Raw genomic sequence first — 14,280 nt, 5'->3', positions numbered from 1 at the left:
GAACGAACGGGCGCCTGAGGTGGCGCCGGTCCGGGTCGCTGTTCTGGGGCACACCGCAGAGACCGGCGGTGCGGAGATCGCCCTGATGCGCCTGCTCGAGGCCCTCGACCCTCGGTGGCAGGTCACAGTGATCCTCTTTTCCCCGGGGAGCTGGAGAGTCAGCTCAGACAGCGGGGAATCGCCGTTCGGGTCCTGCCCCTGGCGCAGCGGACCGCCTCGCGCGGCCGGGCGCAGCTGAAGGATCCGCGAACCCTGCTGCTCTCCGGCCGCGACTCATGGGGCTTCGTCGGACGGCTGGCGCAGCTGCTCCGCGCGGAGCAGGCGGAGCTGGTCGTGGCGAACACGCTGAAGGCTGCCGTCCTCGGCTCGCTGGCCGCTCGTCGCGCACGCTGTCCGTGGGTGTGGCACCTGCACGATCGGATCAGCGCCGATTATCTTCCCGCCGCGGCGGTGCCGGCTCTGCGCCTGCTCGCCCGCACCGCGCACGGAGTCGTCGCCAACTCGCATGCCACGGCCCGGCTGGTGAGGCTGCTTACCGGGCGGGTGGCGGTCGCATACCCAGGCCTGCCCGAAGAGTCCTTCGTCGTGGCCCATCAGGCGCCGCCCACACCGGTCTTCGGCATGCTCGGCCGCATCAGCAGCACCAAGGGGCAGCGGGAGTTCCTGCAGGCGGCATTCACCGTCGCGGCTGCCGATCCGAGTGCGGCATTCCACATAGTGGGCCAAGCCCTGTTCAACGACCATGAGTACGCGAAGCAGCTGGAGGACCTGACCTCGCAGCTGGATCTCGCTGGACGGGTCCGCTTCGCTTACTGGTCCGCCCGTCCCGAGGCGGACCTCGACAGGTTCAGCGCACTGGTCCACGCCTCCCCGTGCCGGAGCCGTTCGGCCAAGTCATCGCCGAGGCCATGGCCCGAGGAGTGCCTGTCATCGCGACCGCAGCCGCATGGGGCGGCTGAGATCCTGACGGAAGCGGCGGACCCGGTCCCCGCCCCATCACCCGGTGAGGTGCTCCGGACCCCGCTGGGGCAGCTGGTGGCCCCAGGAGACCCTCACGGCCTGGCGTCCGCGATGAGATGGGTGATCGACAACCCCGGCGATGCCGAGTCCGCGGCCCAGCAGGCTTCGGCCTCTGCTCGCAGGCGCTTCGGCGCAGCCTCCGCCGCAGCGGTGTGCGGCGAGGTCTGGAGTCAGGCGCTCGCCGCTGCATCGCCGCGCCGCAGGCGAGGCGATGCAGGCTGAACGCCCGGCGCTGCCGACTCGGGGAGCAGCACAGCGCAGGCCGCGCAGCCCATCGCTGCCGCCCATCCCAGGGCCGCCCACGCGTAGGCGTTCGGAGGGTCCAGCGCAGGGCCGAGGATCAGCAGCGCCGCTGAGGCGAGCCCGATGATCAGCGTCACCGTCCACGCCCACCATGTGCTGCGAAGACGGCGCCCGGGAGCCCGACACAGCGCCATCACGGCGCCGCACAGGAGCACCCCTCCGATCGTGTCGCTGGGCCGGTGGGCGAAGGTGGTGGCTGAGGCGTAGCTGGCCGCGGCCACAGCCGTCGCGGCGACCAGGGCGGCCGCGGGACGGAGGCGACCCGGGGGCAGGAGCCGCAGGCAGACGACGGCCAATGCGCAGGCCGCGGCCACATGGCCGCTGGGCCAGGTGTTGTAGTCATAGCCGCCCGGGACCAGCTCCGGCCGCATGAGCGCTCGCCGCAGAGCCCCGGCCAGGACCACGACGCCGACGGCTGCGAGGGCGAGGACCGCCGCAGCTGCCGCTCGGCGGCGGAGCAGGGCCCAGAGACCCAGGGCGCAGGCCAGGACCGCGAGGGCCAGGACCGCTCCCACGCGCACCCCGTCGAAGAGCTGAAGCCTCTCGGCCTCCGGCATTCCCACAAGGTCCATCCCCAGCCCGGCGTTGTCGAGCGCCTGACCTGTCGGGGTTCCCACAAAGTACGCGAAGCAGAGGAGGGCCGCCCCGGCATGCATCAGCGCGGCGAGGATCCGGCGGATCGCCTCACCCGGCAGCATGCGTCTCATCGACGACCTGCTGAAGCCGACGGGCGAAGCGTGCGCGGCTGAACCCCTCGGCATGATCAGCGATGGCAGAAGCGTCCCACCGCCTCTGCGCCAGGGCTGCGATCGCCTCCGATGCCGACTCGCTGCGCGGCTCGTCGAAGAAGACTCCGTTGACGTCGGGGTCGATGGTGTCCAGGTATCCGCCCGCCCGCAGAGCCGCGGTGGGCTTCCCGAACGCCGCCGCCTCCAGAGGAGTGAGCCCGAAGTCCTCGAAGGAGGCGGCCGCAAGTCCCACGCACTCGGAGTAGAGCCAGCGGAGCTCCTCCTCGGAGACTCCGCCGAGGATGCGGATGTTCGGAGAGTCGGCAGCCAGCTGCCGGAGGCGCTCCGCGTCCGGTCCGAGTCCCACGACGGCGAGGCTCAGCCCGGCGATCTGCTGAACCGCGCGAATGACGACGTCGACGTTCTTGTACGGCAGAAGCCTGGCCACACAGAGCACGAACGGCGCAGCGATCGGCACGGGCTCAGCAGGGCCCTGCGGCTCCATGGCGGGCGGCGGCGGCAGCACCTCCGCCTCAATGCCGTAGGTCTCGAGCACGGCGTCGCGGATGACCGTCGAGTTGACCAGGTAGCGGTCCGCCTCAGCGGCGCGTCGCGCATCCCATGAGCGCAGCCCGGGAGAGACGATGCCCAGAGCCGCGGCAGCGAGGGCGTGCTGGGCCTTCTGCCGCAGGCCTCCTCGAACGGGCCCAGGTAGCGCTGCCGCTGGTACAGCCACCGCGCCGGCGCATGGCAGTAGACGACCTTCCGCCCGGTGGTGCGCACGGCGTGCGCCCACCCGGAGGAGCTGGCCAGGAGCACGTCGGCATCCGCCTGCATGGCGGACACGGCAGGAGCCAGCAGCGGCAGGGCAGCCCGGTGGTGCCGCCGCAGGAAGCCGGCGCGGTTCAGGGCTGACACCCGGATGTCGAGCCTGCGGAAGTCCTCGAACGTTCCGTCAGGGTCATACAGGGCGGTGTGCAGAGCAGCCTGAGGGAAGGCCTCAGCCATGATCGCGGCGACGCGCTCGGCGCCTCCGCGCTGGGTCAGGTAGTCGTGGGCCAGTGCCACGCGGGGGCTGCTGCCTGAGCTCATCCGGCTCCTCCGTCCGCGAGGGACTGCCAGACGTCCGCGTGCGCCCGCACGCAGCGCTCCCAGGTGAACTCAGCGGCGCGTGCCCGTCCACGATCGCGCAGTCGGGAGATCTCCGGACTGTCCGTGGTCAGATCAAGCAGGCCCGAGGCCACCCCGTCCGGCGTAGGACGGATGAGAAGCCCGGCATCGCCCACCACCTCGGGCAGGGCCGATGTGGCTGCGGCGGCGACCACCGCGCTACCGCCATGGCCTCCAAGGCGGGGAGTCCGAATCCCTCATAGGTTGAGGGGACGATCACCGCTTCCGCGCTGCCGATGAGCGAGGGCATGATCTCGGAGGGCTGGCTGCCCAGCAGCCTCACACCCGGAAGCCCCGCGAAGAGCTCGGTCCTGCGCGGATGCGGCGGCCCGGAGAGGGCCAGCTGCAGGGACGGCGCGCGCGGCGCACTGTTGGCCATGCCTCGGCCAGCGCCCCGAGGTTCTTCCTCTCGGAGGCGCCGCCGAAGTGCAGCACGTAGGGCTGCTCCAGTCCCAGAGCCTGCCGCTGGTGCGCCGTGAGGGGCGTCGGGTCGAAGAACCGCGCGTCCACTCCGTTGTAGATCACCGTCGGGCTCCGCACCCCAGGAGGTCCCGGACCTCCTGCGCCGAGAACTCTGAGACGCAGATGACGGCGTCGGCGCGGCGTGCCTCCTCCGCCGCTGCGAGGGCGGGTGGGGCTTCGTCGGGAAAGCGCCACGCCACGGTGTCGTGAATGGTGGCCGCATTGGGGCCTGGTCCGGGCGGCAGGAGCAGATCCATGCGGTGGGTGACCGGACGGCCGCTGCCGTACAGGGCGCGTCCGAACACGCGGCGCTGGCGTGCGGTGGCGCCGCGCAGCCATCGCATCGGAAGACGGCGATTGCCAGGGAGAGGAGAGCGCAGCGAGCGGGCGACGATCTCTGTGATGCGCCAGTCGGGGAGGGCCTCGGGCGCTCGGAGGCTCACCTCCTCCTGGTAGCGCTCGGCGCCCATGGGGTGTCTGAGGCTGTGGCAGCCAGCACCAGGTGGGGCAAAAGGCTCACCTCTATACTCTTCCCAGGCAAGCGCCCGCACTGTTCTATGATGCCGCGAAGCTGGCCTGATCGACATCATAAGCGGATTCCATCGGCCTGGATAGGGGTAAGCGTCAATGCGTATTGCGTTGGTGACCAGTTCCTTTGTTCCCCGCGCCGGGGGTGTCGAGGAGCACGTGGCGAACGTGGCGGTGCAGCTCAGGCAGCTCGGCCACGACGTTGTCATCTGGTCGGTGGACCAGGAGACGACGTCCCGTCCGAATTCCGCGGCATTCCGCTGCGGTACCTTCCCTGCCCCTTGCCTACCCGGGCTCCGGGTCCGGCTCTTCGATTTGCGGCGGCGGCCCCGCGCGCATGGGCTGCGTGGCGCTCGGCCCTCCGGAGGGATCAGCCTGAGCTCCTGCATGTGCACTGCTTCGGCCCCAATGGCCTCTACGCCGCCCGGCTGGCCCGCACGGCGGGTCTGCCCCTGGTGCTGAGCCACCATGGAGAGACATTCGGCGATGCGAACGGCGTCTTCGACCAGTCCGCGCTGCTGCGCAGCGGCCTGCGTCGCAGTCTGGGGCAGGCCGCAGCGGTCACCTCCTGCTCCCGCTTCGCCGCCGACGATCTGCTCCGCTTCGGTCTGGCGCCGGGCGCCGCGGAGGTGGTCTTCAACGGCGTGGATCTCAATGAGGCCGCTGACGGCAAAGTTCCTGGTCTTCCGGGCCGGTATGTGCTCGGAGTGGGGCGGCTTGTGGGCACCAAGGGCTTCGACCGGCTCATCCGCGCATTCGCACGCGCCTGCGCGGAGGATGCCGCCGACGGCACGGATCTGGTGATCGGCGGGGAGGGGCCGGAGCGCTCGGCTTTGGAGGGTCTGGCATCGGAGTGCGGCATCGCGCACCGTGTGCATCTGGTCGGTTAGCTCAGCCTACTCAGGTGGGGGCAGCGATGGCGGCGGCTCAGATGCTGGTGGTGCCCAGTGTGGTGGAGCCCTTCGGCATCACCGTGCTGGAGGGGTGGCGTGCCGGGGTGCCGGTTCTCGCCACGCGGCACGGCGGTCCTCGGGAGTTTCTCGAGCACGGGGTCACGGGGCTCCTCATCGACCCGGAGGATCCCGCAGGCATGAGCGCACGCATAGTGGAGCTGCTGGCCGATGAGAGGCGGAGGCGCTCGCTGGGGCATGCGGGCGCCCAGGCCGTCAGGAGCTTCACGTGGGAGCAGACGGCGCGGGCTTACGAGCGCCTGTATCCGTGCTGATCAGGTCTGGATGAGTCCCAGAGCGTAGGCGCGCTCCACCGCATCGAGCCGCGAGCCGACGTCGAGCTTGCGGTAGATCTTTCGCAGGTGGGTCTTAACGGTGTTGACGGAGAGGTGAAGCCGGTGCGCAATCACTGACCGCGATTCGGTGTGGGCCAGCTCCTGAAGCACGCGCAGCTCAGATTCGGTCATCTGCGGGACTCGCTCCGGGCTGTCCATCGGTGCGAGCAGCCTCAGCATCGGCGTCCGCTCCGGCGCGTAGAGCTCGGTCATCTCCCGGATCGAGCGGCGCGCTACGTGGAGAGCCTCGAAGAGCAGCCCGGAGTCGTCGGCCAGGTCCAGGGCCAGGCGCAGGTGGTCTCGTGCACCGGGGGCATCTCCGAGGGCGTGCAGGGCTGCTGCCATGGAGACGCGCGCCTGAGTCTCCTCCCGCAGGTTGAGGTCGGTTCGGCTCAGCAGCTCCTCTGCGAGCTCACGGACGGACTCGTACTCCCTCCATTGAAGATGCAGGCTCAGCTGAGCGCGCTCCAGCACGGCCCCGCGGCGTGAGGGATAGTCCATCTCCCTCATGCGCGCCATGTAGCGCTCGGCGGCCTCCCTGTCGCGCATGGCGGCGGCCAGCGACGCGACCCTGCCCCACAGATTCTGGTGCCAGTAGAGGGAGGCGACCGGCTGATCCGGGCGCGCCTCCAGCGCGGCCGCGAAGGCCTGCCACGCACCGGCCTCGCCGTAGTAGTACCCGCTCCGGGCGCGGAGCTCGTAGACGAAGGGCCACAGATCCAGGGTCATCTCGAAGCGTCCCAGCCCTGCGATCAGGGCCTTCGCCGTCTCGCGGCGCTGCTGGGCGAAGGCCGCATAGATTTCGGCGAGGAGGGTGGGCAGGCCGTAGTGGCTCTCCTCCCAGCCCTCCGGGAGGCGGAAGCTTCGAATCCATCGAAGCTCCCTCTCAGCCTCCCTGATGCTGCCGCTGGAGGCCAGCGTCAGCGCTTTGGTAAGCGCTGTAGAGGCCGTGCCATTCGAAGACGTCGTTCTCATCCCGCGGGGGCCGGATGGCAGGCGCGATCATCTCCAGAGCTGACTGGTGATCTCCCATCAGCAGCCTAAGCCGCTGGCCCCGAAGAGGCGCACGGCCTGCGCGACCCATCGTTCGAATGCGCTGAGCACGGATGTCTCAGCGGAGTCCGGGAGGCGTGGTAGGCGACAGGTGCTTGAAGGCGTTCGATGCTGGTCAGCAGCGGTACGAGCATCTCATCCGCCCCCTCGTAGTCGCCGAGGACGCGTCGCACCCCGAACACGAATGCCTCCTGCATGAGACGACGCGTGCCACGAGCCTGAGGGTCCATCGAGTTCAGTGTCTGAGCCGCGACCTCCTCCAGCTGTGCGTACGTCACTCCGGGAGTTCCGGCCAGGAGGTGGAGCCGGTGCCAGCTCAGCCAGGGGCTCTCACGCAGGGCGTGATCAGGTGCACGCTCGAGCATCCGAAGGAAGGCCTCACCGCGATGCTCCGGCAGGTCGCTCATGCGCTCCAGCACGATGCGTCCGATGAGCCCCCAGTCCTCCGCGCGTTCGGCGTGCAGGAGTGCCCCTCGATGCGGCCCCGTTCATACATCCATGCCGCAGTGATCCGGTGGGTGCGGACACGTTCCGAGTCCTGCAGCTGCTCCGCCGCGATCTCGGACAGGCCGCGGTTCAGGGACTCATCGAGCCGGAAGAGGCCGCCGTCGCTCCACCGTCCCATCCCTTGCTGGCTCAGGCTCTCCAGAATGGCGTGGGCGGCGGGACGGCTGGTGCGCAGCAGTCGGGCGACCAGCTCCTCGTTCGAGGCGCCACCAAGGACAGGATCTGGAGGAGGCGCTGCTGGAGCCGCCGGTGTAGTCGGCGAGGATCCGCGCCATGGAACGGGACGCGAGCCGTCTGATGACGTGCTGCCGATGAGCCGCAGTGATGACCTGCTCTCCCAGGCCTGAGACGTATTGGATGACGGAGCGCAGCATCAGAGGCGTGGTGACCAGGTCCAGCGCGTCGGCGGATGCCGTGCGAAGGTAAGCCTCCGCCACTGCCTGAGCGGTCTCCTCGGCGTGGAGCTGGAGGACGTCGGGGCCGATGAACTCGGCGCCCTGCGCCTGAGCGTGGGCGATGAAGTCGGTGTCAATTCGGCTGCGAGAACCACATAGCGGACCCCGGGGTGCCGATCGGCCAGGGTGCGCAGCAGGGCGAGCGCCTCCGCGGAGAGGCGTTCGGCATGCTCGACGATGACTGCCGCCTCCATCCCGCATCGGTGCAGTTCGCGCCCCAGGATCGTCCCCATGCGACGCAGCGGCCGCTGACCGTCGAGCCCTCCGGTGAGCTCTGTGAGCCGCTCGCCCCCGGAGACTGAGGTCAGGGCCGTGACGAGGCTGCGGTAGAAGTCCCAGCCGTGGCCCCCTGAGGCGGCGGCATTGACCCACAGCACATGGCTCTTCTGCCGAGCCGCCCATTGGGTCGCGGCCGTCAGCTTGCCGAAGCTGTGCGGAGCCACCATGAGAGTGATGGGCGACCTGCTCACCGCATCGCCAAGAATGCGGGTCACCCGAGGCCTGCGGAAGATGGCGACGGCTGGGCGCGTGCCGAGCGTGTCAGGAGCTCTCATGGGGCCGGTCCAGCAGGCCGAAGGCGTACGCCCGCTCCAGCACCTCATCGCGTGAGCGGGCCTGAAGCTTCTTATAGATCCGACGCAGATGCGTCTTCACCGTGTTCTCCGAGAGGTAAAGGCGGTGGGCGATCACCGCCCGGGAATCAGTCCGCAGCATTTCGTCCAGCACCCTCTTCTCCGACCCGGTCAGGTGCGGACTCCCTTCCTGGACCGGTTCGACGGGTGACGACGCAGCGCCGCGCGCCCCGCAGCAAGGTCTGTTCGTTCGGGGCATGCTCTGCGATCAGGGGCAGCAGCAGGCTGCTGGGGATCAGCAGGAGGTCGAAGTAGGAGCCGGAGGTGTCTGCTGCGAAGAGAGCAGCACGGAATTCGGTCCCCAGGAGCTCCGCCTGTGCGTCCGGGGCGCCGCTGCGCAGGAGCTGGGCCCCTGCATGGAGTAAGCAGGCCCCCAGGGCGGCCTCCTGCTGCGGCGTCGGCTCGCGCGACTCGAGTGCCAGCTCTGTGATCAGCCGAACATGCTCCCACTCGCCGCGCCCGGCGTGGAGCATCGCCGCCGCGTATTCGATGCAGGCCCCGGGGCGGCGCGGATAGTCGAGCTCCTTCGCGCGCTCGAGGTGACTGGCAGCCTGTGGCAGCCCGCCCGCGGCCAGCGCTGCCACTGCCGTTTGGCAGTGCATATGCACCTGCATGAAGCGGCTGGTGGGAGGGCTCTCCTTGCGGGACCAGAGCTGCGAGGTCGCATAGCCGATCATGCCGGGCTCCGGGAAGTAGAAGGACATTCTCGTGCGGAGGGCGAGCACGAACGGCCACCATTCGGACGAGCCGTGGTGACGCATGATCAGCTCCAGCTCAGCCCGTGCGCGCTCAGGGCGTCGGTCGACGAGGGCCGTATGCGCTCGTGCGATGCAGGCGGGGATCCCTGCGCGGCTCTCGTCCCATCCTGGGGGCAGCTCGGCCTCCTCGAGCTGCTCGAGGGCCTGCCGGCATGGGGCATAGCGCCCGGCGACGGCCAGGGTGAGAGCTTTGATCCCGTGGCTGTAGAGAGCGGTCCAGCTGAACTCGCCCTGCTCGTCGACCAGCGGACCGGTGATGGGGTCGATCAGCGCCAGCGCTTCGTCGAACTCTCCGAGGAAGAGCTTCGAGGAGGCCGCATACTGCCGCAGCGCCGTGCTCAGCCATGCCTCGACGGCCTGCAGAATGAGGTAATGGTCCACGGTCATCGTCAGTGCGTGCTCACTCGCACCTGTGACCTGCAGCGCCTCCACCTGAGGCAGAAGGCCGCTGATCAGCTCATCGGAGGTCTCAAAGTCGCCCAGAGTCCGGTGCACAGCGAACTTCACACCGTCCACCACCATCGCGTGCAGGCCCTCCGCCGCAGGGTCGAGGCTCCCCAGAATGGTCTCCCCGCCGCCTGAAGGGTGGTCAGCGTGGTGCCCGGGGCATCGTTGAGGAGCAGGATGCGGAACCATCCCATCCAGGGGTGGGTGCGAAGCATGCCGCACGGCATCCGCGAGAGGATCTGGTAAGCCTGCCGCTTCGCCGCGACGGAGAGCTCGTGGAAGTGCAGAAGCATCAGCAGCGAGATCCGCTCCCAATCGTAAGCGCAATCGGCATGCTGCAGCGCGTCGGCGGGACGTCTGTGCTTCAGGTGCCAGTCGCAGATGGTCCGATGAGCCTGCGCCAGGTCCGCGGGCTGGAGCCTCTCCTCTGCGATCTCCCGCATGCCGCTGCCGAGATTCTCCTCCACGTGGAGGATTCCGTCGGCGTCGAGGAAGCCCAGCCCGTGGCGCGCCAGCCGACGAAGGGTTGCGCGTCCTTCGCTGGGGAGACGCGGAGCAGGCCGAGATCAGCTCACTGTCGGCCGTCTGGGTGAGTGAAGCCAGCAGAAACGTCCGATGCTCTGAGGTCAGCGCTCCTCGGCGATGATTCTGCGCAGGGACCGCGCGGCGAGGTCCTTCTGCAGGTCATTCAGGGTTTCGGCCGTCACGGGTCCGTCCCCTCCCCGTCGCCTGGTCTGGGCGATCAGCGAACGGATCATCAGGGGACTGGAGGTGCGGGGAGCACCTCCGGATTCACATCGAGAATGCTTAGGCCTCTCTCAGCACGGAGAGTGCCTCCTCGGCGGTGAGCTCCAGGTCCTCGGAGTCAATGACTCCGCCGGATAGCTTTGTCTCGGCCGTGAGGATGAAGTCGGAGTCCAGGCTGACCGCAAGAAGGACCCAGCTGAGGCTGGAGAGTCTGGCGGCGAGCACCTCCACAAGTTCGAGTGCCTCATCGCCGAGCAGCTCTGCATGATCGACGACGATCGCAGCGTCAGTGCCTCTGCGCAGCAGCTCCCGCGCGAGGACGGCCCCCATGCGTCTCAGGGGACGGGGCTGCTCAAAGTAAGCGATGATCGACGAGAGGCCAGTCGTGCCCGTCGCCCTCTGCAGCTCGTCGATCAGATCGGCGTAGAACTCCCACGGGTCGCCTGCTGACTCCTCCGCGTCGAGCCAGACCACGGGGCGCTCGCAGCGGCGGGCCCACAGCGCCGCTGCCGTCGTCTTGCCGGTGCCGGGCGGCCCCAGGAGCATGGCGAGGCGGCCGGGGGCTGCGGCACTGTCGATCAGGCTGTGGATGCGTGGCCTGTCCAGCACATCCGGGCCGAGCGGCGGGACGAAGAGGGAGGGCTGAGGGGCCGATCGTTCCGAGGAGCTCCCCGCGCCTGACGGTGAGAGGGGCTGGAGCAGGGCGGCACTGGGCGTCGGCGGATCTGGTTCATCCGATACGAACGTTCTCATCAGGCGCGCAGCCCTTCATGATGGGTGACCGAACGGGATCGCTGGCTCAGTGAAGAAATTTTCTCTAGGGGTCATCTTAGTCTGACCAGGTCGTTCGTTGGCTAGAGGCTCAATGGGCAGGAGAGGCCTCGACATGGGCTCGCGGTGCGGTCCGGAGCGTCTCAGGGCGACAGTTCGCGCCGCAGACTGCACGTTCTTCGCCGCATCGAAGAAATGCAGATCTTTTTCTCGGATCCGGTGGTTCGGGGGTTGCGCCCCGCTGAGACTGGAGTCACATCCCGCAACGACGAGGTTGTGCGGAACGGTCAACGATTCAAAGGAGATTCACCATGACCGACACTCTGAACACTCAGGTCGACGGCGTGGCTCAGGAGTAAGCATCGACCATCGATCCCGACTTCAGCAGCAAGGTGGAGGCCCTCCAGGAGGAATGGACTACGAACCCCCGCTGGAAGAACGTCACGCGTGACTACTCCGCCACTGACGTCGTGAAGCTCCAGGGAACCGTCCAGGAGGAAGACCCTCGCCAAGCGCGGCGCGGAGAAGCTCTGGAAGCAGCTCACCGAGGAGCACGCAGTAAGCAGGTACACCAACTCCTGGGCGCACTCTCCGGCAACCAGGCGGTCAACTACGTGAAGGTAGGCCTGCGGGCCATCTACCTCTCCGGCTGGCAGGTCGTAAGCGACGCCAACAACTCCGGCCACACCTACCCGGACCAGTCGCTGTACCCGGCGAACTCCGTGCCGACCGTGGTGCGCCGCATCAACAACGCTCTGATGCGCGCCGACCAGATCGACTACCTCGAAGGCGTCAGGGACGTCGAGGACTATGTGGTCCCGATCGTCGCCGACGCAGAGGTAAGCTTCGGCGGCCCCTCAACGCCTACGAGCTCATGAAGAGCATGATCGACGCCGGTGCGGCAGCAGTGCACTGGGAGGACCAACTGGCCTCCGAGAAGAAGTGCGGCCACCTCGGCGGCAAGGTGCTGATCCCCACCGGACAGCACGTGCGCACCCTGCAGGCCGCCCGTCTGGCAGCCGACGTGCACAACGTCTCCAGCCTGATCATCGCCCGCACCGACGCAGAGGCTGCCACGCTGATCACCTCGGACGTCGACGAGCGGGACCGGCCCTTCATCACCGGCGAGCGCACTGCCGAGGGCTTCTACAAGGTGCGCAACGGCATCGAGCCCTGCATCGAGCGCGCCAAGGCCTACGCCCCCTACTCCGACCTCATCTGGATGGAGACGGGCACCCCGGACCTGGAGGCGGCGCGTCGGTTCGCCGAGGCGGTGAAGGCTGAGCACCCGGACCAGATGCTGGCCTACAACTGCTCGCCGTCCTTCAACTGGAAGAAGCACCTGGACGACGAGACCATCGCGAAGTTCCAGAACGAGCTCGGCAAGATGGGCTTCACCTTCCAGTTCATCACCCTGGTAAGCTTCCACAGCCTCAACTACGCCTCCTTCAACCTCGCCAAGGGCTACAAGGAGGAGCAGATGAAGGCCTACGTGGAGCTGCAGGAGGCTGAGTTCGCCTCTGAGGGCAGCGGATACACCTCCACCCGCCACCAGCGCGAAGTCGGCACCGGCTACTTCGACGCCATCTCGACCACCCTGAACCCTGACTCCTCGACGGTCGCCCTCAAGGGGTCGACCGAAGAGGGACAGTTCCACTGAGGAGATGAATGACCATGAGCGCTGCAGGAATCCTGATCAACGGCGTCCCTGAGGCCCCCGCGCCTCACTGCACGTCATGACGACCGATGCTGACGATGCTGAGGCTGCCGGTCCGCAGGCAGTGTAGAGCCTGCAGGCTCGTCCGGAACCACCGGCCCCCAGAGGTTTTCGAGGTCCTTCTGGGGTCGGTCCGTCTCTCAGCAGGACGATGGAGCTGTAGCATGACTCACATGCGCTCAGGGCGGAGTGTGGACGAGGAGAGCGACGAGGGCGTCGACCTGATTGCCCTGGGCCGTCGCGTCCGCCACCTCCGCAAGAAGCAGCCGATGACCCTCGATGACCTCGCTGAGGCCGTCGGGACGGTCCCCTCCCAGCTGTCTCTGCTGGAGAACGGCCGTCGCGAGCCGAAGCTCTCCCAGCTTCGCCAGATCGCGAAGACGCTCGGAGTCGGGGTCGACGAGCTCTTCGGCGCAGAGCCCCCAACCGTCGCGCGGCCCTGGAGATAGAGCTCGAGAAGACGCAGCGCGGACCCTCTACGCCGCCCTGAACCTTCCCAATGTGCGGATCTCCTCGCGGCTTCCCACCGATGCCCTCGAGTCGCTGGTCGCTCTGCAGCGCGAGCTCAAGCGTCGCCTCGAGGAGCAGGCTGCCACGCCGGAGGAGGCCAGGCGGGCCAATACGGAGCTGCGCGAGGAGCAGCGCGCCAAGAACAACTATTACCCGGAGCTGGAGAAGCAGGCGGCCGAGCTGCTCGCAGCGGTTCGCCATGACGCGGGCCCCGGTGGTCAGCACCGGCCGCTGAGCCATCACAAGGCTGCCGACATTGCCGAGCATCTCGGCTACTCGATCCGCTACGTCTCGCGGCTTCCCCACGAGACCCAGTCGGTCACCGACCAGCGGAACATGGTCATCTACCTCACGCAGTCTGCGACGGGGGCCAGGGACGCTCGATCGGTGCTGCTGCAGGCGCTGGCGCACCGGGTGCTGAAGCATGAGGCGCCCGGGGACTATTCGGAGTTCCTCCGGCAGCGGGTCTACGCCAACTATCTCGCTGGCGCCCTGCTCATGCCTGAGGCGTCCACCACGGACTTCCTGCAGCAGGCCAAGCGGTCCAAGGAGCTGGCCATCGAGGACCTGCGGGATGCCTTCGCGGTGAGCTACGAGTCGGCCGCACACCGGTTCACCAACCTGGCCACCGAGCACTTGGGCATCACCTGCCACTTCCAGAAGGTCCATGAGTCGGGGATCATCCACAAGGCCTACGAGAACGACGGGGTCCGATTCCCCACCGACCACTCCGGCGCCATCGAGGGCCAGACGATCTGTCGGCATTGGACCTCGCGGGAGGTGTTCGACGTGGAGGACAAGTTCCGCTCCTTCGACCAGTACACCGACACCCCCGCGGCACCTTCTGGTGCACGGCGCGCACCGAGTCGCACTCCTCGTCGGTGTATTCGCTCTCCATCGGAGTGCCCTTCGAGCACGCCAAGTGGTTCCGCGGCCGCGCCACCGGGTTCCGGTCCAAATCCCGGTGCCCGGACGACCCCACCTGCTGCCGCATTCCGCCCGCGGAGCTCTCCGAGGTGTGGGACGGGCACGCATGGCCTACGGCGCGGGCGAACACGCATCTGCTGGCGGCGATGCCGCAGGGGCGTTCCCCGGGGTGGATTCGGAGGAGGTCTACAGGTTCCTCCAGTCACAGAGCTGAAACAGAGCCGCTGTTATTGTTGAACAATCGCACGTGCACTGTCAGC

21 protein-coding genes and 1 pseudogene are annotated in these 14,280 nt (G+C 68.2%); 8 read left to right on the top strand and 14 right to left on the bottom strand.

The annotated features are described in order from the left end of the window. The first annotated feature begins 19 nt into the window (after positions 1 to 19). Complete coding sequence (locus tag K0H76_RS00685; RefSeq protein ID WP_258935511.1) at positions 20 to 238, top strand: hypothetical protein; 219 nt, start codon at positions 20 to 22, stop codon at positions 236 to 238. Further along, the gene (locus K0H76_RS00680) at positions 151 to 1,242 is read left to right on the top strand and encodes a glycosyltransferase family 4 protein (protein WP_258935487.1); all 1,092 of its coding nucleotides are present in this window, start codon (positions 151 to 153) and stop codon (positions 1,240 to 1,242) included. The genes K0H76_RS00685 and K0H76_RS00680 overlap by 88 nt, the downstream gene beginning before the upstream one ends. Here K0H76_RS00680 and K0H76_RS00675 read toward each other — a convergent pair. The 5 genes from K0H76_RS00675 to K0H76_RS00655 all read right to left on the bottom strand — a co-directional run bounded on the left by K0H76_RS00675 (position 1,191) and on the right by K0H76_RS00655 (position 4,153). Further along, positions 1,191 to 2,021 carry a hypothetical protein gene (locus tag K0H76_RS00675; protein WP_258934085.1) on the bottom strand — a complete coding sequence of 277 codons (831 nt, stop codon included), beginning with the start codon at positions 2,019 to 2,021 and terminating at the stop codon, positions 1,191 to 1,193. The genes K0H76_RS00680 and K0H76_RS00675 overlap by 52 nt on opposite strands. After that, positions 2,008 to 2,787, bottom strand: coding sequence for a glycosyltransferase (locus K0H76_RS00670; protein ID WP_258934084.1), 780 nt, complete (start codon positions 2,785 to 2,787; stop codon positions 2,008 to 2,010). Before K0H76_RS00670 ends, K0H76_RS00675 begins: the two co-directional genes overlap by 14 nt. Positions 2,788 to 3,139: 352 nt before the next feature. Then, on the bottom strand, positions 3,140 to 3,376 hold the full coding sequence (locus K0H76_RS00665; RefSeq protein WP_258934083.1) for a hypothetical protein: 237 nt from the start codon (positions 3,374 to 3,376) through the stop codon (positions 3,140 to 3,142). 124 nt (positions 3,377 to 3,500) lie between these two features. Then, complete coding sequence (locus K0H76_RS00660) at positions 3,501 to 3,746, bottom strand: hypothetical protein (RefSeq protein WP_258934082.1); 246 nt, start codon at positions 3,744 to 3,746, stop codon at positions 3,501 to 3,503. Further along, positions 3,743 to 4,153 (bottom strand): hypothetical protein, encoded by a 411-nt coding sequence (locus tag K0H76_RS00655; protein ID WP_258934081.1) that lies wholly within the window; start codon positions 4,151 to 4,153, stop codon positions 3,743 to 3,745. Before K0H76_RS00655 ends, K0H76_RS00660 begins: the two co-directional genes overlap by 4 nt. 90 nt (positions 4,154 to 4,243) lie before the next feature. Here K0H76_RS00655 and K0H76_RS00650 point away from each other — a divergent pair, with 90 nt between their 5' ends. Further along, positions 4,244 to 5,101 carry a glycosyltransferase gene (locus tag K0H76_RS00650; RefSeq protein ID WP_258935486.1) on the top strand — a complete coding sequence of 286 codons (858 nt, stop codon included), beginning with the start codon at positions 4,244 to 4,246 and terminating at the stop codon, positions 5,099 to 5,101. 26 nt (positions 5,102 to 5,127) lie between these two features. Continuing rightward, the gene (locus K0H76_RS00645) at positions 5,128 to 5,436 is read left to right on the top strand and encodes a glycosyltransferase family 4 protein (RefSeq protein WP_258934080.1); all 309 of its coding nucleotides are present in this window, start codon (positions 5,128 to 5,130) and stop codon (positions 5,434 to 5,436) included. On the opposite strand, the gene K0H76_RS00640 is transcribed toward K0H76_RS00645, so the two are convergent. The 3 genes from K0H76_RS00640 to K0H76_RS00630 form a co-directional block, all read right to left on the bottom strand. Further along, a complete protein-coding gene (locus K0H76_RS00640; RefSeq protein WP_258934079.1) occupies positions 5,437 to 6,471 on the bottom strand; it encodes a LuxR C-terminal-related transcriptional regulator in 1,035 nt (344 codons plus the stop codon). A gap of 65 nt (positions 6,472 to 6,536) precedes the next feature. Further along, on the bottom strand, positions 6,537 to 6,956 hold the full coding sequence (locus K0H76_RS00635) for a hypothetical protein (protein WP_258934078.1): 420 nt from the start codon (positions 6,954 to 6,956) through the stop codon (positions 6,537 to 6,539). After that, complete coding sequence (locus K0H76_RS00630; RefSeq protein WP_258934077.1) at positions 6,953 to 7,174, bottom strand: hypothetical protein; 222 nt, start codon at positions 7,172 to 7,174, stop codon at positions 6,953 to 6,955. The genes K0H76_RS00635 and K0H76_RS00630 overlap by 4 nt, the downstream gene beginning before the upstream one ends. 25 nt (positions 7,175 to 7,199) lie before the next feature. Here K0H76_RS00630 and K0H76_RS00625 point away from each other — a divergent pair, with 25 nt between their 5' ends. After that, positions 7,200 to 7,403 (top strand): hypothetical protein, encoded by a 204-nt coding sequence (locus K0H76_RS00625; protein WP_258934076.1) that lies wholly within the window; start codon positions 7,200 to 7,202, stop codon positions 7,401 to 7,403. A 26-nt stretch (positions 7,404 to 7,429) separates the two neighbouring features. On the opposite strand, the gene K0H76_RS00620 is transcribed toward K0H76_RS00625, so the two are convergent. The 6 genes from K0H76_RS00620 to K0H76_RS00595 form a co-directional block, all read right to left on the bottom strand. After that, positions 7,430 to 8,065 (bottom strand): hypothetical protein, encoded by a 636-nt coding sequence (locus K0H76_RS00620; RefSeq protein ID WP_258934075.1) that lies wholly within the window; start codon positions 8,063 to 8,065, stop codon positions 7,430 to 7,432. After that, a complete protein-coding gene (locus tag K0H76_RS00615; protein WP_258934074.1) occupies positions 8,052 to 8,225 on the bottom strand; it encodes a LuxR C-terminal-related transcriptional regulator in 174 nt (57 codons plus the stop codon). The genes K0H76_RS00620 and K0H76_RS00615 overlap by 14 nt, the downstream gene beginning before the upstream one ends. Further along, entirely contained in the window at positions 8,212 to 9,423 is a 1,212-nt protein-coding gene (locus K0H76_RS00610; RefSeq protein WP_258934073.1) for a hypothetical protein, read from the bottom strand. Before K0H76_RS00610 ends, K0H76_RS00615 begins: the two co-directional genes overlap by 14 nt. Next, positions 9,405 to 9,815 carry a hypothetical protein gene (locus K0H76_RS00605; protein WP_258934072.1) on the bottom strand — a complete coding sequence of 137 codons (411 nt, stop codon included), beginning with the start codon at positions 9,813 to 9,815 and terminating at the stop codon, positions 9,405 to 9,407. Before K0H76_RS00605 ends, K0H76_RS00610 begins: the two co-directional genes overlap by 19 nt. Positions 9,816 to 9,974: 159 nt before the next feature. Further along, on the bottom strand, positions 9,975 to 10,106 hold the full coding sequence (locus tag K0H76_RS00600; RefSeq protein WP_258934071.1) for a hypothetical protein: 132 nt from the start codon (positions 10,104 to 10,106) through the stop codon (positions 9,975 to 9,977). A 49-nt stretch (positions 10,107 to 10,155) separates the two neighbouring features. Beyond that, entirely contained in the window at positions 10,156 to 10,848 is a 693-nt protein-coding gene (locus K0H76_RS00595) for an AAA family ATPase (RefSeq protein WP_258934070.1), read from the bottom strand. A gap of 410 nt (positions 10,849 to 11,258) precedes the next feature. Here K0H76_RS00595 and K0H76_RS00590 point away from each other — a divergent pair, with 410 nt between their 5' ends. The 3 genes and pseudogenes from K0H76_RS00590 to K0H76_RS00580 all read left to right on the top strand — a co-directional run bounded on the left by K0H76_RS00590 (position 11,259) and on the right by K0H76_RS00580 (position 14,234). Beyond that, on the top strand, positions 11,259 to 11,744 hold the full coding sequence (locus K0H76_RS00590) for a hypothetical protein (RefSeq protein WP_258934069.1): 486 nt from the start codon (positions 11,259 to 11,261) through the stop codon (positions 11,742 to 11,744). Continuing rightward, a complete protein-coding gene (locus K0H76_RS00585) occupies positions 11,741 to 12,526 on the top strand; it encodes a hypothetical protein (protein WP_258934068.1) in 786 nt (261 codons plus the stop codon). Before K0H76_RS00590 ends, K0H76_RS00585 begins: the two co-directional genes overlap by 4 nt. A 221-nt stretch (positions 12,527 to 12,747) precedes the next feature. Further along, a pseudogene (locus K0H76_RS00580) lies at positions 12,748 to 14,234 on the top strand (helix-turn-helix domain-containing protein). Positions 14,235 to 14,280: the final 46 nt, after the last annotated feature.

This window comes from Nesterenkonia pannonica (genome assembly GCF_019575955.1).
Classification (GTDB): Bacteria; Actinomycetota; Actinomycetes; order Actinomycetales; family Micrococcaceae; genus Nesterenkonia; species Nesterenkonia pannonica.
This window is presented reverse-complemented; position numbering and strand designations above follow the sequence as displayed.